This window comes from Amycolatopsis sp. WAC 01416 (assembly GCF_003947485.1).
Lineage (GTDB): Bacteria > Actinomycetota > Actinomycetes > Mycobacteriales > Pseudonocardiaceae > Amycolatopsis.
The window spans coordinates 504,198-523,329 of the sequence record NZ_QHHX01000003.1; the positions used below are offsets into that span (position 1 = coordinate 504,198).

Annotated in this window: 20 protein-coding genes; 10 read left to right on the plus strand and 10 right to left on the minus strand. The window is 69.5% G+C overall.

Features of this window, described 5'->3' with window-relative positions; all coding sequences use genetic code 11:
• Positions 1 to 113: 113 nt before the first annotated feature.
• A complete protein-coding gene (locus tag DL990_RS12200; RefSeq protein WP_125798713.1) occupies positions 114 to 1,373 on the minus strand; it encodes an MFS transporter in 1,260 nt (419 codons plus the stop codon).
• A gap of 118 nt (positions 1,374 to 1,491) precedes the next feature.
• Between DL990_RS12200 and DL990_RS12205 the strand changes: the two genes are divergently transcribed.
• The gene (locus DL990_RS12205; RefSeq protein WP_125798714.1) at positions 1,492 to 1,782 is read left to right on the plus strand and encodes a hypothetical protein; all 291 of its coding nucleotides are present in this window, start codon (positions 1,492 to 1,494) and stop codon (positions 1,780 to 1,782) included.
• Here DL990_RS12205 and DL990_RS12210 read toward each other — a convergent pair.
• Positions 1,779 to 2,717, minus strand: coding sequence for a GlxA family transcriptional regulator (locus DL990_RS12210; protein WP_125798715.1), 939 nt, complete (start codon positions 2,715 to 2,717; stop codon positions 1,779 to 1,781). The two genes, DL990_RS12205 and DL990_RS12210, sit on opposite strands and share 4 nt — an antisense overlap.
• A 92-nt stretch (positions 2,718 to 2,809) precedes the next feature.
• Between DL990_RS12210 and DL990_RS12215 the strand changes: the two genes are divergently transcribed.
• Genes DL990_RS12215 through rnhA form a run of 4 tightly spaced genes read left to right on the plus strand, consistent with a single transcriptional unit; the run spans position 2,810 to position 5,288 of the window.
• Positions 2,810 to 3,229: a DUF6010 family protein gene (locus DL990_RS12215; RefSeq protein WP_125798716.1), complete on the plus strand. Its 420-nt coding sequence runs from the start codon at positions 2,810 to 2,812 to the stop codon at positions 3,227 to 3,229.
• A 24-nt stretch (positions 3,230 to 3,253) separates the two neighbouring features.
• Positions 3,254 to 3,547, plus strand: coding sequence for a putative quinol monooxygenase (locus DL990_RS12220; protein ID WP_125798717.1), 294 nt, complete (start codon positions 3,254 to 3,256; stop codon positions 3,545 to 3,547).
• A 45-nt stretch (positions 3,548 to 3,592) separates the two neighbouring features.
• Positions 3,593 to 4,783 carry a DNA polymerase IV gene (gene dinB, locus DL990_RS12225; protein ID WP_125788340.1) on the plus strand — a complete coding sequence of 397 codons (1,191 nt, stop codon included), beginning with the start codon at positions 3,593 to 3,595 and terminating at the stop codon, positions 4,781 to 4,783.
• Between the two features lie 22 nt (positions 4,784 to 4,805).
• The gene (gene rnhA, locus DL990_RS12230) at positions 4,806 to 5,288 is read left to right on the plus strand and encodes a ribonuclease HI (protein WP_125788339.1); all 483 of its coding nucleotides are present in this window, start codon (positions 4,806 to 4,808) and stop codon (positions 5,286 to 5,288) included.
• Here the strand turns inward: rnhA and DL990_RS12235 are convergent.
• From DL990_RS12235 to DL990_RS12250, 4 genes are all read right to left on the minus strand, one after another.
• Entirely contained in the window at positions 5,285 to 5,956 is a 672-nt protein-coding gene (locus DL990_RS12235; protein ID WP_125788338.1) for a hypothetical protein, read from the minus strand. The two genes, rnhA and DL990_RS12235, sit on opposite strands and share 4 nt — an antisense overlap.
• A gap of 196 nt (positions 5,957 to 6,152) precedes the next feature.
• Positions 6,153 to 6,650 carry a hypothetical protein gene (locus DL990_RS12240; protein WP_125798718.1) on the minus strand — a complete coding sequence of 166 codons (498 nt, stop codon included), beginning with the start codon at positions 6,648 to 6,650 and terminating at the stop codon, positions 6,153 to 6,155.
• Positions 6,647 to 8,071 carry a HAMP domain-containing sensor histidine kinase gene (locus DL990_RS12245; protein WP_125798719.1) on the minus strand — a complete coding sequence of 475 codons (1,425 nt, stop codon included), beginning with the start codon at positions 8,069 to 8,071 and terminating at the stop codon, positions 6,647 to 6,649. The genes DL990_RS12240 and DL990_RS12245 overlap by 4 nt, the downstream gene beginning before the upstream one ends.
• Entirely contained in the window at positions 8,068 to 8,760 is a 693-nt protein-coding gene (locus tag DL990_RS12250; RefSeq protein WP_125788335.1) for a response regulator transcription factor, read from the minus strand. The genes DL990_RS12245 and DL990_RS12250 overlap by 4 nt, the downstream gene beginning before the upstream one ends.
• A 110-nt stretch (positions 8,761 to 8,870) precedes the next feature.
• Here DL990_RS12250 and DL990_RS12255 point away from each other — a divergent pair, with 110 nt between their 5' ends.
• The gene (locus tag DL990_RS12255) at positions 8,871 to 9,818 is read left to right on the plus strand and encodes a phosphatase PAP2 family protein (protein ID WP_125788334.1); all 948 of its coding nucleotides are present in this window, start codon (positions 8,871 to 8,873) and stop codon (positions 9,816 to 9,818) included.
• Positions 9,819 to 9,934: 116 nt separating this feature from the next.
• On the opposite strand, the gene DL990_RS12260 is transcribed toward DL990_RS12255, so the two are convergent.
• Positions 9,935 to 11,443 carry a diguanylate cyclase gene (locus tag DL990_RS12260; RefSeq protein WP_125798720.1) on the minus strand — a complete coding sequence of 503 codons (1,509 nt, stop codon included), beginning with the start codon at positions 11,441 to 11,443 and terminating at the stop codon, positions 9,935 to 9,937.
• A 140-nt stretch (positions 11,444 to 11,583) separates the two neighbouring features.
• Here DL990_RS12260 and DL990_RS12265 point away from each other — a divergent pair, with 140 nt between their 5' ends.
• Positions 11,584 to 12,804: a cytochrome P450 gene (locus tag DL990_RS12265; RefSeq protein WP_125788332.1), complete on the plus strand. Its 1,221-nt coding sequence runs from the start codon at positions 11,584 to 11,586 to the stop codon at positions 12,802 to 12,804.
• Between the two features lie 255 nt (positions 12,805 to 13,059).
• On the opposite strand, the gene DL990_RS12270 is transcribed toward DL990_RS12265, so the two are convergent.
• A complete protein-coding gene (locus DL990_RS12270) occupies positions 13,060 to 15,342 on the minus strand; it encodes a helix-turn-helix domain-containing protein (protein WP_233620445.1) in 2,283 nt (760 codons plus the stop codon).
• 391 nt (positions 15,343 to 15,733) lie between these two features.
• On the opposite strand from DL990_RS12270, the gene DL990_RS12280 reads away from it, so the two are divergent.
• A complete protein-coding gene (locus tag DL990_RS12280) occupies positions 15,734 to 16,669 on the plus strand; it encodes a DMT family transporter (RefSeq protein WP_125788330.1) in 936 nt (311 codons plus the stop codon).
• Here the strand turns inward: DL990_RS12280 and DL990_RS12285 are convergent.
• Positions 16,594 to 17,100, minus strand: a complete 507-nt coding sequence (locus tag DL990_RS12285) for a GNAT family N-acetyltransferase (protein ID WP_370308573.1) — start codon at positions 17,098 to 17,100, stop codon at positions 16,594 to 16,596. The two genes, DL990_RS12280 and DL990_RS12285, sit on opposite strands and share 76 nt — an antisense overlap.
• A 135-nt stretch (positions 17,101 to 17,235) precedes the next feature.
• Between DL990_RS12285 and DL990_RS12290 the strand changes: the two genes are divergently transcribed.
• The gene (locus DL990_RS12290) at positions 17,236 to 17,436 is read left to right on the plus strand and encodes a hypothetical protein (protein ID WP_125788329.1); all 201 of its coding nucleotides are present in this window, start codon (positions 17,236 to 17,238) and stop codon (positions 17,434 to 17,436) included.
• Positions 17,437 to 17,457: 21 nt separating this feature from the next.
• On the opposite strand, the gene DL990_RS12295 is transcribed toward DL990_RS12290, so the two are convergent.
• Entirely contained in the window at positions 17,458 to 17,817 is a 360-nt protein-coding gene (locus DL990_RS12295; RefSeq protein ID WP_125788328.1) for a VOC family protein, read from the minus strand.
• An 89-nt stretch (positions 17,818 to 17,906) separates the two neighbouring features.
• Here DL990_RS12295 and DL990_RS12300 point away from each other — a divergent pair, with 89 nt between their 5' ends.
• Positions 17,907 to 19,100 carry a zinc-dependent alcohol dehydrogenase gene (locus DL990_RS12300; protein ID WP_125798722.1) on the plus strand — a complete coding sequence of 398 codons (1,194 nt, stop codon included), beginning with the start codon at positions 17,907 to 17,909 and terminating at the stop codon, positions 19,098 to 19,100.
• Positions 19,101 to 19,132: the final 32 nt, after the last annotated feature.

Genomic DNA, 19,132 nt, shown 5'->3' on the forward strand with positions numbered 1-19,132 from the left:
AACTGGACCTGAGTGATCCGGCCCACAAGAGCGTGCGGCTCCACGAAAGGAGGTGAACGTAATGCGTGACAACAACTGGACGACCCGTCGTGACAACAACTGGACGTGATGTGTCAGGAACCGTGCTCGCCAACGGGTGTCGTCCCGCCGGCCGGACCCGCGGGATCTTCGGATTCCTCCGGGCCGCGGCGGGACGACACCGCCCGTGACCAGCCCGCCCCGGCGACGCACGCGGCGGCCACGCCCGCGCCCGCCGCGACGGTGACCACGGTGGTCGGCGCGACGAGCTGGGCCAACAGCCCGGCCGCCGCGATCCCGGCCGCCTGAGCCGCCCGCAACGCCGCTATCGCGACCCCGATCACCTGGCCGCGATGGGCGGCCGGCGCGGCGAGGCTGTACTGCGTCTGAGTGATCATGTCGTGCGCGGAGAACACCCCCGAGAGCGTCCACAGCACGACGATCGTGACCAGGCCCGGCGCCCAGCCGGTCGGGATCAGCACCAGGCTGCTCGCCACCGTCAACGCGCCCAGCACCTTGACCTGCCGTTCCCGCGGGATCCGGCTCAGCAGGATCCCGCCGAGCACCGAACCGACCGGGTTCGCGGCCAGCAGCCACGGCAGCGCGTCCGCGCCGCCCAGTTCGGCGGCGACCGGGACGGCGAGGCCTTCGGGTACGACGTAGAAACCGCAGCAGCAGGCGATGAGCAGCAGCCAGCGCAGCTTACGGTCGCGCGCCACCAGACGGCAGCCCGCGATCAGGGACGGGCGCTTGTGATGGCTCGGTGCCGACGGTGGGAACCGTTCGAGCCCGAAGTGGAGCATGAGCGCGGAAAGCGCGAACGTGCCCGCGTCGATCAGCAGCGCGCCGGGTACGCCGAGGCTGGTGACGACTGCGGCTCCCGCGCCGAAGCCGACCACGAGCCCGGCTTGGTAGGTGGAGGAGATGACGGCCTGTCCGACGACCAGCCGGTCCGGATCGAGCAGGTCCGGCAGCATCGCCTGTCGGGCCGCGTGGAACGGCCCGGCCATGAGCTGCACGACGAACAACAGCGCGGCCGCGGCGGGCAACGGCAGACCGGGCACCGCCATCAGCGCGATCAGGACCGCCCGGCCGACATCGGTCACCACCATCACGGTGCGCCGCGAGAACCGGTCCGCGATGCCGCCCAGCGCGCCGCCGAGGAGATCGGGCACGAACGTCAGCGCGTACGCGGCCGAAGCCCAGCCCGCCGAGGACGTCCGGTCGAACACCAGCACCGTGAGGGCGACCCTGGCCAGCTGGTCACCGGCGACCGAGAGCAGATGCGCGAGCCAGATCCGGCGGAATCCGGCGACCGCGAAGACGCTGCGGAACGACGCCGCCCGTGCTGGCATGCGCTTCAGGCTGTCGTGAGGCGGCCACTTTGCGCAACCCTCGAGAAAAATCCGGCCGCCGTGTCGAACCACCGAGGGCCCGTTCGACGTGTGGGTAAGAGAAGGAACGGAGAATCCGATGTCGCATTCACTGGGCCCGCTGGCGAACAACCTGGCCGCCTACGCCATCTACTCGACCGCGCAGACCGAGATGCGCCACGCCTACAAGCTGATCGAGGCGGGCGACTACCTCGGCGCCGCCGCGGAGATCGATTCCGCCGCGCACGCCGCCGAGGTGCTCGCCCGCGCGACCTCCGCACTGGACGCCGAGCGTTCGGAACGATGGCTCAGAGTCGTCGCCGCCCGAAGGCGGTTCGCCGAACAGGCCCGCGTGCGCGCCTCGGACACCGCGCTGGCCCTTGCCGCTTAACGGAAAGCGCGTCGATAAGTGCCGGGGCTGACGCCGGTCGTGCGCTTGAACCGGTCGCGGAACGCGGTGGGCGAACCGAAACCGACTTCGGCGCCGATCCGTTCGACGGCGTACTGGGTGGTCTCCAGCAGATGTTGTGCCTGCCGGACACGCGTCCGGTGCAGCCACTGCAACGGTGTCGTCCCCGTCTGTTCACGGAAGTGCCGGATGAGCGTGCGCGTACTCATCCCCGCGTGTGCGGCGATGTCGGCCAGTGTCAGCTCGCGCGCGAGGTTTTCCTGCATCCAGAGCAAAGTGGGTTCCAGCGCCGAGCCGCGGGGAGCGGGAGGATGCCGCAACGCGATGAATTGTGCCTGTCCGCCTTCGCGTTCCAGCGCCATCACGGAAAGGCGGGCGGCATCGGCCGCGATCGCGGAGCCGTGGTCCCGGCGGATCAGGTGCAGGCACAGGTCCAGGCCCGCGGCGGCGCCCGCCGACGTCAGGATCTGCCCGTTGTCGACGTAGAGCACGTCCGGATCGACGTCGACCTCCGGGTACGCGGCGGCCAAAGTCTCGGCGGCGACCCAGTGGGTGGTGGCGCGAAGCCCGTCGAGCAGGCCCGCGGCGGCGAGGATGAAGGTCCCGGAACAGATCGAGGCGATCCGCGTACCTCTTTCGGCGGCCGAGGTGAGCGCGTCGTGGACGGCTTCCGGCAACGGTCCGGTGGGGTCGGCGGTGCCGGGGACGATGATCGTGTCGGCTTCGCGCAGCGCCTCCAGCCCCCACGGGGCGCGCAGAGTGAAGTGCCCCGCGTCGACGTCCGGCTGTTCGGCGCAGACGATGACCCGATAGCCCGCGCTCCCGTCGGCGAGCCGCGTCCTGGTGAAGACCTCGATCGGTGTCGAGAGGTCGAACGGGATCACCTTGTCCAGCGCGAGGACGGCGACGGTGTACATGACCGCAACCTACCCGCCCGGTGGCGAGATCCCGTTGGAAGGCGTCGTTCGCGCCACTGGGACCGGGCTCCGCCCGCTTCTAGCGTCGAACCATGATGATCATCGCGCCGATTCTCGTCGGCCTCCTCTACGTCGTGCTGATGTCGCTGATCCACGAGCCACATCGCCGCCGTTTCAACGCGGTCATGGTGGCGGGCGCCGGAGCCGCCTATCTGAGCGGAGGCGGCCTCGGGATCTGGGAGTTCGCGTTCACCGCCGTCGTGACCTATGTGGCTTACCGCGGCCTCGAGTCCTGGACGTTCATCGGTATCGCCTGGCTGCTGCACACCGGCTGGGACGTCGTGCATCACCTCAAGGGCGCCCCGATCATCCCGTTCGCCGGGCATTCTTCGTTCGGCTGCGCGATCTGCGATCCGGTGATCGCGATCTGGTGTTTCGCGGGCGGGCGATCGGTGACGGATTTCTTTCGCGCCCGTGTCGGTTCCCGTCGTTCGCGTTCGTCGGTGGGGTGAAGGACCGAACGAAGGGATAGCGAGATGACCGTGATCGTTGCGGGCAAGGTGTACGTCGACCCGGAGGAGCGGGACCGGTACGTGGCCGGGCACCAGGTGATCGTCGAGAAGGCGCGGGCCCACCCCGGATGTCTCGACGTGGTGATCTCGGCGGACACGCTCGAGCCAGGCCGGGTGAACATCTTCGAGTACTGGGAGTCGGAGGAGGTGCTGAACGCGTGGCGCGCGATCTCGCCGAGGCCGACGTATTCCGCCGAGATCCTGGACGGGGAGGTCTTCAAGCACCGGGTTTCCCGCTCCGGACCGCCGTTCGACTGATCGGGCGGCTTGGCCCGTGGGCCGTTCGATGCGAACATACGTTCTATGACGCCCGAGGGTCCTATCCTGCACGCCGACCTGGATTCGTTCTACGCGTCGGTCGAGCAGCGTGACGACCCGAGCCTGCGCGGACGTCCGGTCATCGTCGGCGGGGGCGTCGTCCTGGCGGCCAGTTACGAGGCCAAGGCGTACGGCGTCCGCACGGCGATGGGCGGCGGCCAGGCGCGGCGGCTGTGCCCGCACGCGATCGTGGTCCCGCCTCGGATGCGCGCGTATTCCGAGGCGAGCAAGGCGGTCTTCGAGGTCTTCGGCAACACGACGCCGCTGGTGGAAGGCATCTCGATCGACGAGGCCTTCCTCGACGTCGGCGGGCTGCTGAAGATCGCGGGCACGCCGAGCCGGATCGCCGCGAAGCTGCGGAAGGACGTCCTGGAGCAGGTCGGCCTGCCGATCACCGTCGGCGTCGCGAGGACGAAGTTCCTCGCGAAGGTGGCCAGCGGCGTCGCGAAACCCGACGGTCTCCTCGTCGTGCCGCACGACAAGGAGCTGGAGTTCCTGCATCCGCTCCCGGTCGAGCGGTTGTGGGGCGTGGGCAAGGTGACGGCGCAGAAGCTCCGCGAGCGCGGCGTGACGACGGTCGGGCAGATGGAAGGCTTCGGGGAGAAGGAACTCGTCCGGATGCTCGGCCGCGGCGTCGGCGCCCACCTGCACGCCCTGTCCCACAACGACGACCCCCGGCGCGTGCAGACCGGCCGCCGTCGCCGCTCGATCGGGGCGCAGCGCGCGCTCGGCAGCAGGCCGCGTTCGCCCGCGGAACTCGACGCGACGCTGCTGACGCTGGCCGATCGCCTGTCCCGCCGTCTGCGTTCGGCGCACCGGGTGTGCCGCACCGTCGTGCTGCGGATGCGGTTCGGCGATTTCACCAAAGCGACGCGTTCGCACACCCTGCTGGAGGCGACCGAACAGACCGGTGCGGTCGTCGCGGCGGCCCGTGGCCTGCTCGCCGCGGCGAGACCGCTGATCGACGAACGCGGGCTCACGCTGATCGGGCTCGCGCTCACGAACCTGTCGAAGGACGACGCCATCCAGCTGGCCTTGCCGTTCGGGGCGAAGCCGAGGGACCAGCTCGACGCGACGCTCGACACCGTCCGGGACCGGTTCGGCTCGAAGTCCATCACGCGCGCGGTGCATCTCGGGCAGGCCGAGGAGCCGTGGGTGCCGCTCCTGCCGGACTGAACCCCGTCGCTAGGGTGTCCCGGTGGCGGAAGTCGAGATCTACACCGATGGTGCGTGCAGCGGGAATCCCGGTCCCGGCGGCTGGGGCGCGCTGCTGCGGTACGGCACGGTCGAGAAGGAGATCTACGGCGGGGATCCCGGGCCGACCACGAACAACCGGATGGAACTGACCGCGCCCATCGAGGCGCTGGAAAGCCTGAAGCGCCGGGTCGCGGTCGACATCTACACCGACAGCACCTACGTCCGGAACGGCATCACCAGCTGGGTGCGGAACTGGAAGAACAACGGCTGGATGACCTCGGCCAAGACACCGGTCAAGAACGCCGATCTGTGGCGCCGTCTCGACGAAGCCGCTTCGAAGCACGACGTCGAATGGCACTGGGTCAAGGGCCACGCCGGGCATCCGGAGAACGAGCGAGCGGACCGGCTCGCCGTCAAAGGCGTGGAAGAGGTCGTGGGGCGACCCGTGATCCAGCCCGGCGAGCGGTCCGCTCCGCGGCGCTAGCAGCTGACGTTGACCTTCGCGCCCTTGGCGAAGGAGACGTGCACGTGGTCCATGTGGTTGGCGGTCGCGCCGCCGCGGTCCTCCATGGTGTCCCAGCCGCTGCCGTCGTTGTAGCGCTGGCGCCAGATGACGTAGGTGACGCCGAAGTCCTTCTGGTTGGCCAGGAGGTACTCGGCGATGGCGTTGCCGGTGGCGGTGTCCACCATGAAGTCCAGCGCGAGGCCGGAGGGGTGGTCGCTGGCGTTCGCCCGGCCGGCGACGCCGCCGACGTTCTTGACGCCGAACTTCGCCTTGACGTGGTTTCCGACCTGGGCCACATGCGGCTTGGTGCCGGCGAGGTCGGTCGAACACGCCGTCGCGGCGGGCACGGTCTTCTTGACCGGCGCGGGGGCCTTGGTCGACGTCGTCGGCTTCGGGGGAGCCGAGGAGGTCGACGGCGGCGGGGTCGTCGTGCTGGAGGAGGGCGGGGTGCTGCTGGTCGACGGCGGGGGAGTCACGCTGGAGACCGGGGGAGCCTGCAGCGCGAGCGCGGCACTTGCCGCTTCGACGTCAGGGGAACCTGCGGTGGTCAGCCACATCGACGCCGGGAGCGCCGTGGCGACCGCTGCCGCGATACCCGCGGGGAGCTTCCACTGCGGAGCCTTGTTCTTGCGATGTCTGCCGGCCATTTCTCTGATCACTCACCACTTCGGGGACGGGAACTCGCGTCGGGGGCCGCGAGCTCCGGGCAACATTACGAAAAGGACACGGCAATGTCACGCCCGAGTGTGTTCGCCCACAGTTACCTTGATCGTTGAACCAAAAGAGGCTCACAGCCGTACCGACACAAGAAGTGCTTTTATGTGACCACCGTGAGTGACGAAGTCAGTCCGCTTTGCAGGACTGGAAGTACATGTCCCCGTCCGGCGAGGTCACGTTCACTCCCGAGGAGCTCGGAGTCCGCGTGGTCGCCGCCGAGGCCGCGATCGTGGTGCAGACCAGCTGGTTGATGGCCTGATTCGACAGTTTTCGCATACTGAACGGCAGCACGATGGCGGTCGGATCGCCCGAGTACACCTCGACCCGCCCCACCTCCGCCGGGACGAACGTGGTGAGCCCCTGCGCGGCTTCCCGCTCCGTCGGTCCCTTCAGCAGCATCGTGAGCGCGCCTTCGGGTGACATGAAACCTTCGGTGGGCCGCGTCACCGGGATGACCCGGCCGTCGGAGACGAAGTACAGCGTCAGACCGTTGCCCACGTTCGGCCCCGTGGTGGCGCGGATCGACGGCCCCGGCCCGGCCGGGACGACGCCGGTCGGCTGGACGCCGCAGGCCGCCACCAGCGCCGCGGCCGCGAGCGCGGCCAGCGCCCGGATCCTCCTCATCGCGTCCCTCCTTCGGTCCGGTGCGGCAGGCGCAGGACGAACCGGGCGCCGTGCCCGGTGTCGGCGGCGGTGAGGTCACCGCCGTGCAGGCGGGCGTTCTCCAGCGCGATCGCCAGTCCCAGCCCGCTGCCCTCGGAGCGGGCGCGGGCGGTGTCGGCCTTGGTGAACCGGTCGAACACATGCGGCAGGACCTCGGGATCGATCCCCGGCCCGTGATCTTCGACCTCCAGCGTGACGCCGTCGTCGCCGGCGCGCAGGCGGACTTCGACCGGGGCCGCGCCGTGCCGGAACGCGTTGCCGACGAGGTTGGCCACGATCAAGTCGAGCCGCCGCCGGTCCACCCGGGCGAGAACGCCTTCCGGCAGGTCGGTGACCAGGTCTTCGCCGTCGCGCCAGCCGCGCGCGTCGAGGCTGTCCCGGATCGCCGTCGCGAGATCCCATTCGTCGAGCACGAGTTCGGCGCGGCCCGCGTCGAACCGGGAGATCTCCACCAGGTCCTGGACGAGCCGGGTCAGCCTGCGGGTCTCGCCCGAGACCAGCCGCGCCGCGACGGCGGTGTCCGGCGGCAGCGTCTCCGCGTCCTCGTCCAGGACATCGGTGACCGCGTTCATCGCCGCGAGCGGTGTGCGGAGCTCGTGCGAGACGTCGGCGACGAACCGGCGCGCGTCGGCCTCCATGGCTTTCAGCTCGCCGACCGTACGTTCCAGCTCGGCGGCGGTGTTGTTGAACGTGGTGACCAGTTCGGCCAGCTCGTCGGATCCCTTGGCGGGCAGCCGGACGTCGAGCCTGCCTTCGCCGAGCTGGGCGGCGGCGGTGTTGAGCGCCCGGACGGGCCGCAGCACCTGTCTCGCCGCGAGCAGGGCGAGCGCGGCGGCCAGCGGCAGCACCAGCGCGGCCGTCTGCCAGGCGGATCTCGCGAGTTCTTCGATGGCCTTTTGCTGCTGGACGAGAGAGGTGAGCGAGTACACCTCGACGCCGCTGGGCCCCATCAACCCGTCCGGCTGCCGCACCAGCACCGGCAGGCCGACCAGGAGTTCGGGGATGGGTTCCGGGCTGGCGTCGCGGTTCACCCGCTGGAACTGGATCCGGGTGTTGTTCGCGATGCTCTGCCGCAGCTCGGGAGAGAAGGTGGTCAGATCCGGGCCGTTGACCGACCGCAGGTTCCGGTAGACCGCGACCGCGTTCAACCGCAGGCTGCCCGCGAAGTCGTTGAGCTGTTCCTGTGTCGGCGGCGTGGACAACGGGCGGCTGTAGGCGCTGACCCGGTCCTTCAGCTGGTCCATCGCCGCGTCTTGGACGGATTTGAGGATCGCGTTCCTCGCCGAGACGTAACTGACCCCCGCCGTGGCCGCCGCCCCGATGATCGTCATCGCCGCGAAGGCCAGGATGAGCCGGGGCCGCAGCCCGGAGAGCAGCCTCATGAACGGCCGAATCGGTACCCGAAGCCACGGACGGTCTGGACGTGTTCGGGTTTCGCGGGCACGTCTTCGATCTTCGCGCGCAGCCGCTGGACACAGGCGTCGACCAGCCGCGAGTCGCCGAGGTAGTCGTGATCCCAGACGGCGGAGAGGATCTGCTGGCGGCTGTAGACCTGCCCCGGCGTGCGCGAGAGCTCCAGCAGCAGCTTCAGCTCGGTCGGGGTCAGCGAGACCGGCTCGCCGTTCTTCGTGACCACCAGCCCGGCCCGGTCGATGACCAGACGGCCGTGCCGTTCCCCGCCGGGTTCGTCGTCGTTCGCGGGTTTCTCACTCACCGCGCGCCGCAGCACGGCCCGGATCCGGGCGTCGAGCACGCGGGGTTCGATCGGCTTGGTCACGTAGTCGTCGGCGCCCGCCTCCAGGCCGGCCACGATGTCGAAGTCGTCGCTGCGGGCGGTGAGCATGATGATCGGCACCTCACCGGCCGAGCGGATGCGGCGGCAGGTCTCGAAGCCGTCGATCCCGGGGAGCATCAGGTCCAGCACGACGATGTCGGGCTGGAACACCCGCAGTTTCTCCAGCCCGAGCTCACCGCTCTCGGCGGTGTGGACGGTATGCGCCTGCCGGCGCAGCGCGAGTTCCAGCCCCTCCCGGACGGACGCGTCGTCTTCGATCAAAAGGACACTTGCCACGCCGCCATTATTCGGATGTCGCCGCGCGTGTGCGACTCGGCTCGATCTTGTAGCAGAACCATGACATTGTCCGGACCTCCCGGCTAAACGGCGTGGGGACAGTGAGACGCATGGCCCTACTCACCCACGAAGCGAAGCCGACCCCCGCCCACCGTCCGCTGCCGGGACGGCACGCCGAGCCGAGGCGCACCCTGTCCAGAGCAGTGTTCCAGCTCGCCACCGGACTGGGACTGGCCGCCGCGTTCGTCGTGACCTACGTGCTCTTCGTGCACACGTCGGCCGGGCAGCTCGCGGAAAACGGCGTCGTCCGCAGCGCGCAGTCCGGTCGGTGGTCCACAATGGACTGGTCGGGACCGCTGCGCGATCAGGACATGGTGCTCGTCATCGGCGCCGCCGGGATCGTGCTCGTCGTACTGGCGCTGCTCCGGCGCAAACCCGGCCTTCTGATCCCCGCGCTGAGCGTGCTCGTGCTCCCGCTCGTCGCCGCGCAGTTGCTCAAGCTCTACGTCCTCGTCCGCCCCGAACTGCCCGACGGCGGTCGCGGGCCGGGGCACAACAGTTTCCCGAGCGGACACGTCAGCGCCGCCATGGCCATTCTGATGGCCCTCGCTTTGGTTCTGCCCCAACGGTTTCGCCCGGTGATCGTCGGGATCGGCGGGGTCGCCGTCGCCTGGGTCGCGTCGTCGACCATCGCGCTGGGCTGGCACCGGCTCAGTGACACGGCGGGCGCCTGCCTCCTGGGCGCGTCGTTCGCCTGCCTTCTCGCCGCCTGGCTGACCACCCGGCGCCGAGACCTGCGCCGCACCCCGGCCGCGCTGGTGGCGCTGGCCACGGTGCTGCCCACCGGGATCGTCCTGATCGGCTTCGCGGTGCTGAGCACGGCGACCGACGGCGCCGCCCAGTTCGTCGCCGCGCTGGTGCTGGCCGCGCTCGCCGCGGTGGGCATCGTGCTGGTCGCGCTGTGGCCGTTGCGCGGATCCGCGTTCGAACGGCGGACCGGCGTGGAGACCCGCGTGGTCGACGACCTGCTCGAGACTCGCCTCGTGACCCGCCGCTGACGCGGGCTTCAAGACGTAACTCGCGTGATTGAAGGCGTAACTCACGTGATTGGAGCCGTAACTCACGAGTTACGGCTCCAATCACGTGAGTTACGCGCCTGGACACGCGAGTTACGTCAATCCCGGCGTGAGTCTCCGGCCCTGCTCAAGGGCGACATCGGGGCCCGCGGCGAAGGAGGAACGACGGAAGGCGCCATGACCACGCGGTTGCGCCCGTTCCGTTTCGCTTGGTACATCGCCGAGTCGGCCGCACGGAACAGCTCGCCGTAGTCCGTCGAGTGCTCGGGCGAGAGCCCGACGCCGATCGACACGGTGCAGCCGAGGATCGGTCCCACCGCGCGGGGTTCGTTGGTGGCGTGTCCGCTGGCGAGCTCGGTCAGGCCGGTGATGGCGGTCTTCGCGACGGCCTCCCGGATCCGCTCGGCGATCCGCATCGCCACTTCGCGGGTGGTGTCCGGCAGCAGTACCGCGAACTCCTCGCCACCCCACCGCCCGACGACGTCGGTGGCGCGGGTGTTCTGCCGCAGCACGGCGCTGACGCAGCCGAGCACGATGTCGCCGCCGGAATGCCCGTACTTGTCGTTCCACTGCTTGAAGTGGTCGAGGTCCAGCATCAGGAACGCGGTCGGCCGCCGGTCGGTCTGGTCTTCGAGCAGCCGCAGGGCGGCAGGGGCGTGGAAGGAGTCCTCGGTGAGCAGCCCGGTCTTCCGGTCACGCTGGCTGCGCGCGATCGTGTCCGCGAGCGCCTGCGAGAGCCGGGTCGAGCGCAGCGCGACACCGATCATTACCAGCGGCACCAGTGCGATGTTGACCGCGCCGAGGATCGTGGTGCACGCGGCCAGTTGCAGCGCGTAGACGAAGTCCGCGTTGTCGGCCCAGCTGCCGATCAGCTTCTGCCGCCGCCAGCCGCCCCACGCCAGGCCGCGCGCGATGCTGATCAGGAGGGTTTGCGACGCGAAGTACCAGAGCGCGGCGCCCACCAGCGCGACGGCGGCCATCACGATGTCCTCGGCCCGCTGGGGGAGCGTGCCCGAAGCGAGCCAGGCGTGCAGTGACGTCAGTTCGGTGATCGTGTGCACGCCCAGGATGGACACGGCGTGCGCGGCGGTGGTGAAGAGGAACGTCGTCATCGCCTTGTGCGCGATGGAGTAGCGCTGCACGCGCACCATCAGCAGCAGCACGAGCGACAACGTGGGCGGCAGCAGGACGGCCGCGCTGCCCAGCCAGACGGCGGTCTGGTCGATGTGCTCGCCGCGCCGGTCGTCGGCGCGGCGCTGTTCCTCGGGATGCTGCGTCTGGACGAGATACCAGATCGTGCAGCCGGCGATCACACCGAAACGGACGAGGTCCGTGGCGGTGACGGAGTCCTTGAAACCGCTGTACAGGGCCCAGACGGCGACCGCGATCTCGGTGCCGAGCATCCAGAAGACCGCCGCGGGCGGCAGCCGCCACAGTTCCCATCCCGCCGGATGCCGCAGGGTGTTCCAAGCGCGACCGCGCAGCCGCCAGACGCGGGCGGCGGCGAGGCCGACGGTGTCGGCGAAACCCCGGAGCGAACCGCGCGGGCGCTCCGAGACCGGGTCACGGTCGTGCTCGGTGAACTCGCTGACGAGGGTCACCTCCATCCGTCACACACCGCACCCGCTCGATCTTGCTGGGTCACCACGAGGGGGTGACAGGGGGACCGCGTTGACGATCGCGTGAGACAGGCCGATGCCTGCGTTCGCCGGACGCGATACCGCCACAAGCTGGCATGGTGACTCGTATGCCTGATGCCGCATACGACGACGCCGCGGTCCCCGTGATGTTCGGCCCGGAATTCGACAGGGATCCCTCGCCCGCATACGAATGGCTCCGGGCGAACGCCCCGGCGTTCCGGCTCCCGCTCCCCGGCGACACCTGGACCTGGCTGCTGACCCGGCACGCGGACGTCGTCTCCGCGATGGCCGATCCCCGGTTGTCCAAATGCCCGTCCGTCGCGGCGGAACACTGGCGCAAGGCCAACCTGGGCCTGCCCGCCGACCACCGGCCGTCGCTCATCGGGCATATGAACAACTTCGAGGGCGAGGAGCACGCGCGGCTGCGCAAGGCCTGCGCCGGCGCGTTCGGCCCGCGGCGGTTGCAGCATATGCGCGACCGCACGCATCGGCTCGCGAACGAACTGCTGGACCCGATCCTGGACCGGGGTGAGGGCGACCTCGTCGAGGATTTCGCGTACCCGCTGGGAATCCGCTCGATCTGCGAGCTGATCGGCATCCCGGACACCCTGCTGGACGAGGTCCGCCCGCCGGCGCTGGTGGTCGCCGCCGGCGACGTCACCGACATGGCGTCGATGCTCAAGGCGACCGACGATCTGGACGCGTTGCTCGCCGACGTCGTCGCCCGCAAACGCGCCGAACCCGGGGCGGACCTGATCAGCGACCTGCTCACGCAGGAAGCCGCCGGGAAGCTGACCGACGAAGAGGTCGCCGCGACGGCGTTCCTCTCCCTGATCGCCGGGCACGAGACGACGATCAGCCTCATCGCGTCCACCGCGCTGACCCTCATCACACATCCGGAGGAGGCGGCCCGCGCCCGCGCCGACGGCTCGTATCTGACGCTCGTCATCGAAGAGGTCCTGCGCCGCGACACCCCGCTGCAGAACACCAGCTGGCGGTTCGTCACCGAGCCGATGGAACTCGCCGGGCAGCGGATGGAAGCGGGCGATCCGATCCTGTTGTCGTTGCTGGCGGCCAACCGCGATCCGGAGGTCCACCCCGAACCGCTCGCCTTCCGCCCTGGCGAGCGGCCGGTGCGGCACGTGGCCTTCGGCGTCGGCCCGCATATCTGCATCGGCGCCGCGCTCGCGCGCATGCAGGCGTCCGCGGCCCTGGAGACGCTGTTCGGCCGCGCGCCGTCGATGACGCTGACCGTGCCGGAAGACCGGCTCGTGTGGTGGCCGAGCGCGATCACCCGCGGCCTGCACAACCTGCCGGTGAAGCTCTAGGCCGGAGCTGAAGGCGTTGTTTGCGGAGGGGTCGTGAGTGGCGATTCGGGTTAGAACCCGAATCGCCACTCACGACCCCAGTCGAAAACCGGACATGGCAGCGTAAGCCGAACGGCCACTCAAGCTCTGCCCCTTCGGACAGTCGACGATATCCGGTTCGAATCATCAAGAGCGACACCGACAAGCGGATATTCGACGTTGCCGGGACCCTGGCGCCTAGAACAGGAAGGGGTCCTTCATGTACTTCAACGCGCTCTAAACCGCGCCTTCGAGGCGGCCCCGCAGCACGCTCGCCTTCCGGTCGTCGAGATCCATGACGAGCTGGAGCGCGTCGCGCCAGGCGGTCATGGCCTCATCGGCCCGCCCCCGCGCGGCCAGCGCGCAGCCGCGTTCGTCGAGTGCGTCGGCCTGCCCCCAGACGTCGCCGCAGTTCCGGTAGGCGGTCAGCGCCTGCTCGCAGTACGCGAGCGCCTGGTCCAGATCGCCGAACCGGCGGCTGGTCCTGGCGAGCGGCACCAGCGCGAAACCCATGCCGTGCTGGTCCGCGTCCTTCGCGTACGCCTCGAAGGCGCGGAGGCCGTGGTCGAGAGCGAGGTCGCGTTCGCCGAGATCGCGGTACGCACGGCCGAGGTGGACCCGCGCGGTCGCTTCACCGAGCCGGTAGCCGATCCGCGCGTTCACCTCGACGCTCTTTTCGGCCAGCCGCACGGCTTCGGCGTAGTCCTCCCGCTCGTGCGCGATGTTCCCGAGCCCGACCAGCGCCCAGCCGAGGCTCGGGTTCTCGCCGATCTCATCGGCGATCTCGACGGCTTGGCCGAACAGTTCGTGCGCTCGGTCGAGGTCGCCGCGCCGCCGGTGCGCCTCGGCGAGGTTGATCGCCGACCACGCCAGTCCGCCGAGGTCGTCGCCCGCCTTCGCGGACTCGATCGCGACTTCGTGGCTGGAGATCCACGTCTGCCATGGCCTGCCGAGCAGGTGGTAGTCGAACAGTTCCACCGGCAGCCGCCAGCCGATCTCGTACAACCCGTGGTCCAGCGCCAGCCGGGCGACGCCGGTGATGCTCGGCATCTCCGACGCGCACCAGATGTAGGCCTCGTCGAAGGTGGCGAACCGGAGCGGCTCGACGCCTTCGGGTGCGGGACCGAGGTCGACGTGGTGGTCACGGGCCGGGGTGAGCGTCCAGCTCGCCGCGTTGGCCGCGTGGAGGTACCAGTGGGTCAGCCGGGAGACCGCCGCCTGCCGCTCGTCCCGCCATTGCCCGGCTGCGGCTTCTTCGGCGGCGTAGACGCGGAGCAGGTCATGGAAGCGGTAGTACCGCGCGCCGATCTGCTGGACGAGATGGGCCTGCACGAGTTTGTCGAGAAGCCGGCGCGCGTCGTGTTCGGGCAGCCCGGCGAGTGCGGCCGCCGCGCCCGCGGTGAACCGCGGGCCGGGGTGGAGGCCGAGCAGCCGGAACATGCGGGCGGTGTCGGCCTCCAGCGCGCGGTAGGACCAGCTGAACGCGGCCCGGACGCCGACCGCGTCGTCGTCGACCGCGAGCAGTTCCAGCCGCCGCCCCTCGGCGACGAGTTCGCGGGCGAGCTCGCCGACACTCTGATGCGGATGCGTGGCGACCCGTTCGGCGGCGATGTTCACCGCGAGTGGCAGCGCCGCGCACAGCCGGACGAGCCTGCCGACACCTTCGGGATCGCCCGCCGCGCGTTCGTCGCCGATGAGGTCGGCCATGAGTCGCGTCGCTTCGAGTTCTTCCAGCGGTTCCAAGGAAACCTGGACCGCGCCGCTGCCGACGACCAGTCCGGACAGCCGGCGTCTGCTGGTGATCAGCACGGTGGTGTCCGGCGTGCCGGGCAGCACCAGCCGCACCTGCTGCGAGTCGAGGGCGTTGTCCAGCACCACGAGCGTGCGCTGGCCGCGCAACAGGCCGCGCAGGAGCGCGAGCCGCATGTGCTCCTCGGCGGGGATGCGGTCGGGGCGGACACCGAGGCAGCGCAGGAGGTCGTCGAGGATGTCGGCGGGTTGCGCGGGGGAGCCCGCCGCGTAGCCGCGCAGATCCGACCAGAGGACGCTGTCGAACTCCTCCTGGCGCCGGTTCGCCCAATGCAGGACGAGCGCCGTCTTCCCGACGCCGGGCGGCCCGGCGACGAAGACCACTTTGGCCGCTTCGGTGAACACTTTTTCGTCGAGCAGGGCGAAATGTTCCGCACGGCCGACGAAATGGCCCGGCGGCGGTGGAAGGTGCACATACGGTTCGGCGCGGGCGGCTTCGGCGAGCACGATCAGCGTCCCGCCGGCCCCCAGCGCGCGATCGCAGGCCGCGGCGAATTCCGCGCTCGGCGGGGTGAGGCCGCGTTCGACCCGGCTGATCAGACTTTTGTCGACATAGGCGAGTTTCTGGAGATCGCGCAACGCCAGTCCGACGTCCTGCCTCCGCTGTCGCAGTGCGCGCCCGAACGTCAACGCGGCCGTGGAAACCGGTCTCGGTTCCGCGCGTGCTTTCCCGGTCTCACCGGATCTGGCGGAGCCGGAATTCTCGGTCACCAGAAGCACCTTTCTCCCCGCTTCGCGGCAGATCGTGCCACAACCTTCCCATTGCCTGGGTCACAACACGGACACCGGGTGTGCGGAGGTGCGAAGACAGCCCGCAAACTGAGCGAGAACGCGCCCGTTCCCCACCGGTGCGCCAGTCGAAAGGGAGGTGGATCATGCGCGACCGCGAAATGTGAGCAGGCCCTGTTCCGCCTTGCGAACAACCGGGCGAGTACTGATCTCCTCGGAAACCGGTCGTGGCCGCCTTTCCCGGCGGCCACGACCGGGACCCTTTCGGAACATGTAGGAGCGCTTAACGTCGGTGTAGATCTTTTCACTTGTCCTGACGAGTCGCCCGAGGCAGCTTGGAGAGGTATCGAAGCGGCCCGGCGAAAGGAAACAAGTGGGCATCGGCGCGCCGGGAACCCTGGTCCGGATGGGTGTTCTCGCCCTGTTGTGGGGATCGGGGTTCCTCTGGATCAAACTCGCGCTGACCGGGCTTCCGCCCGTTCAGGTCACCGTCATCCGCTGCGCCCTCGGCGCGGCCGTCCTTCTCGTGCTGAGCCGCTGGGCCGGGCAACGCCTCCCGCGCGGCCGCCGGATCTGGGGCAGGCTCCTCGTCGCCGCCTTCTTCTGCAACGCCTTGCCGTTCGCGTTGTTCAGCGTCGGTGAACTGACCGTCGACTCCGGTGTCGCGGGGGTGATGAACGCGACGACCCCGTTGTGGTCGTTGCTGATCGGCATCGGGATCGGCACCGAACGCCGGATCACCGTGTTCCGGATGGGCGGGCTGATCCTCGGTTTCAGCGGCATCCTGCTGATCTTCGCGCCCTGGCAGAAAAGCGGCCTGCTCGGCTGGGGGACACTGGCCCTGCTCGGCGCCGGCATCAGCTACGCCATCGCTTTCGCTTACATGGGAAGGAAACTCGTCGGCGAAGGCGGCCCGATCGCGATCTCCGCCGCTCAACTGCTGACCGCCACCGGGTTGAGCGCGCTCGCCCTGCCGTTCGACGCGGCACCGGCCGGACCGCTGAACGTGACCGCGTTGATCGCCGTCGTCGTCCTCGGCATCTTCGGCACCGGCGTCACGTTCTACCTCAACTACCGGCTCATCGCCGACGAAGGCGCCACTTCCGCGGCGACCGTCGGCTACCTGCTGCCGGTCGTCTCGGTCGCGCTGGGCGCGATCGTGCTCGGCGAGGACCTCGGCCCGCGGGTGCTCGCCGGGATGGCGGTGGTGCTGCTCGGAGTCGCGCTGACGCGTTACGTGAGGTCTTCGGCGAGCAAATCCATCAACAGCCCGTCGTGCCAGCCGTCGCCATCGGTGTCGCGTTCGTAGCCGCGCATCACCCCGACCTCGCGGAAGCCGACGGCCTTGTAGCAGCGGATGGCGGCGTCGTTGTCCACGGCGGGATCGATCACCAGCCGGTGGTGCCCGCGATCGTGCAGCAGGTGGCGGGCCATCGTGCGGACGGTGTCCGTGCCCAGCCCGCGGCCGTGCGCGGCCGGATCGAGGAACAGATCGACCGACGCGTGCCGGTACATCGGGTCCTCCTCCTCGCCGTATTGGACGAAACCGCGGACGACGCCTTCCTCGAGGACGGTGAAGCAGGCCGTCGTGGGGTCGTCGAACGGCCAGGTGGGGGAGTCATCGACCGAACCCCAGCGAGCCCCGACCTCGGCCGTGCCTCGGATCCGCCGCAGATCGGCGACGTGGGCTTCGGTGACCGGGGTCAGCGTCACGATCTCCCCGCGCAACTCGGTGGTCAGTTCCCGCTCCGTCCACTCGTACGAATGGCGCCAGTCTAGGGAGAAATCGGCGGGGGCGCCGCCGGAACAGCACGGAGAGAGGGTGTCTTCCCGGCCCGGATCAGGTATCAACGAAAGGGAAGGTGGAGGTGGGTCATGGGGAACCCGATCGAGGGACTTCGTCCGGTGGAAGAACTGGCCGACGGCGGCCCGACGGCCGTGCGGGCCGCGGTGCTGCGCAAGGCGACCGAAGCGGTCGTCGGGAACGCCCGCGACGCGACGGATTGCCGGATGCTGCTGGAGATGCTGGGGCTGCATTCCGAGCCGTCGGTCCGGGCAGGCGATCAGGCGGCTTGAGCCCCGGCGGAGCCGCGCTGCTCAACGGCGCGGCAACACGCAGAATTCGTTGTCCTCCGGGTCGGCCATGACCACCCAGTGATCCGATTCGGGGTCCTCGACGATCCTGGCACCGAGTGACACGAGCCTCGCGACCTCCTCGCGTTGCTCGAGTTCGGTGGGGGCGAGGTCGAGGTGCAGCCGGTTCTTGCCCGACTTCCCCTCGGGGACCGGCTGGAAGAGCAGGCTCGGCACGTCCGGGCTCTTCAACTCGACATAGGTCACGCCGTGACCGTCGGTCCAGCGTTCGGTTTCGGGATAGCCGAGTGCTTCCTTCCAGAACGCGGCCAGTGCTTCGGCCTCACGGCAGTCGACGGCGACGGCGATCATCCGGGTTCGCATGATTCCACGGTGGCACGGAGCGGCGAGGTTTGCCGGATGCGCGGACGGGCATCCGGCGGAGAACTGGTCCACTCGCCGAAGGGAGCACCATGAAGGCCGTCACCTGGCACGGGAAACGTGATGTCCGGGTGGACACCGTCCCGGATCCGAAGCTGGTCGAGCCGACCGACGCCATCGTACGCATCACCTCGACCGGTATCTGCGGCTCTGACCTGCACCTTTACGAGGTCCTCGGCGCTTTCATCGACGAGGGCGACATTCTCGGGCACGAGCCGATGGGCGTCGTCGAAGAGGTCGGCGCCGAAGTGACGAACCTGAAACCCGGTGACCGGGTCGTGGTGCCCTTCAACATCTCCTGCGGCCACTGCTTCATGTGCGACCGCGGTCTGCAATCGCAGTGCGAGACCACGCAGGTCACCGACCACGGCAAGGGCGCGGCACTGCTCGGCTACACCAAGCTCTACGGCCAGGTCCCCGGCGGCCAGGCCGAATACCTGCGGGTCCCGCAGGCCCAGTACGGCCCGATCAAGGTGCCGGACGGCCCGCCGGACGAGCGATTCGTGTACCTCTCGGACGTCGTGCCCACGGCTTGGCAGGCCGTCGATTACGCGAACATCCCCGAAGGCGGCACGGTCGTGGTCTTCGGGCTCGGCCCGATCGGCCAGTTCTGCTGCCGGATCGCGAAACACCGGGGCGCGGGCAAGGTGATCGGCATCGACCTGGTGCCCGAACGGCTCGCGAAGGCCGCCTTGACCGGCGCCGTCACCTACGACACGCGGGAGCACAAGCGTCTCGGCGACCTCATCCGCGAGACCACCGGCGGCCGGGGCGCGGACTCGGTGATCGACGCCGTCGGGATGGAGGCGCACGGTGCCCCGGTCGGGCGGCTGGCGCAGAATCTCGTCGGTCTCCTGCCCGATCCGATCGGCGCGAAGATCACCGAGAAGGCCGCGATCGACCGGCTCAGCGTGCTGTACGCGGCCATCGACTGTGTCCGGCGCGGCGGCACGATCTCGCTGAGCGGCGTCTACGGCGGCATGGTCGACCCGCTGCCGATGATGGATCTCTTCGACAAGCAGATCACCTTGCGGATGGGGCAGGCCAACGTCCGGCACTGGCTCGACGACCTCATGCCGCTGATCGCCGACCCCGCCGACCCGCTCGGTGTCGAGGGCTTCGCGACGCACAAGCTGCCGCTGGCGCAGGCACCGCACGCCTACGAGATCTTCCAGAAGAAGCAGGAGGGCGCGGTCAAGATCCTCCTCGAACCGTCTGCGGCCTGAGGTGTCGGCTCGCGGATGGCGGGTATCCGTAG

Excerpts from the sequence above, each read along its gene's own strand:
- DL990_RS12200 (WP_125798713.1), bottom strand. The coding sequence starts at position 1,373 with ATGCCAGCACGGGCGGCGTCGTTCCGCAGCGTCTTCGCGGTCGCCGGA.
- DL990_RS12205 (WP_125798714.1), top strand. The coding sequence starts at position 1,492 with ATGTCGCATTCACTGGGCCCGCTGGCGAACAACCTGGCCGCCTACGCC.
- DL990_RS12210 (WP_125798715.1), bottom strand. The coding sequence starts at position 2,717 with ATGTACACCGTCGCCGTCCTCGCGCTGGACAAGGTGATCCCGTTCGAC.
- DL990_RS12215 (WP_125798716.1), top strand. The coding sequence starts at position 2,810 with ATGATGATCATCGCGCCGATTCTCGTCGGCCTCCTCTACGTCGTGCTG.
- DL990_RS12220 (WP_125798717.1), top strand. The coding sequence starts at position 3,254 with ATGACCGTGATCGTTGCGGGCAAGGTGTACGTCGACCCGGAGGAGCGG.
- dinB (WP_125788340.1), top strand. The coding sequence starts at position 3,593 with ATGACGCCCGAGGGTCCTATCCTGCACGCCGACCTGGATTCGTTCTAC.
- DL990_RS12235 (WP_125788338.1), bottom strand. The coding sequence starts at position 5,956 with ATGGCCGGCAGACATCGCAAGAACAAGGCTCCGCAGTGGAAGCTCCCC.
- DL990_RS12240 (WP_125798718.1), bottom strand. The coding sequence starts at position 6,650 with ATGAGGAGGATCCGGGCGCTGGCCGCGCTCGCGGCCGCGGCGCTGGTG.
- DL990_RS12245 (WP_125798719.1), bottom strand. The coding sequence starts at position 8,071 with ATGAGGCTGCTCTCCGGGCTGCGGCCCCGGCTCATCCTGGCCTTCGCG.
- DL990_RS12255 (WP_125788334.1), top strand. The coding sequence starts at position 8,871 with ATGGCCCTACTCACCCACGAAGCGAAGCCGACCCCCGCCCACCGTCCG.
- DL990_RS12260 (WP_125798720.1), bottom strand. The coding sequence starts at position 11,443 with ATGGAGGTGACCCTCGTCAGCGAGTTCACCGAGCACGACCGTGACCCG.
- DL990_RS12265 (WP_125788332.1), top strand. The coding sequence starts at position 11,584 with ATGCCTGATGCCGCATACGACGACGCCGCGGTCCCCGTGATGTTCGGC.
- DL990_RS12290 (WP_125788329.1), top strand. The coding sequence starts at position 17,236 with ATGGGGAACCCGATCGAGGGACTTCGTCCGGTGGAAGAACTGGCCGAC.
- DL990_RS12295 (WP_125788328.1), bottom strand. The coding sequence starts at position 17,817 with ATGCGAACCCGGATGATCGCCGTCGCCGTCGACTGCCGTGAGGCCGAA.
- DL990_RS12300 (WP_125798722.1), top strand. The coding sequence starts at position 17,907 with ATGAAGGCCGTCACCTGGCACGGGAAACGTGATGTCCGGGTGGACACC.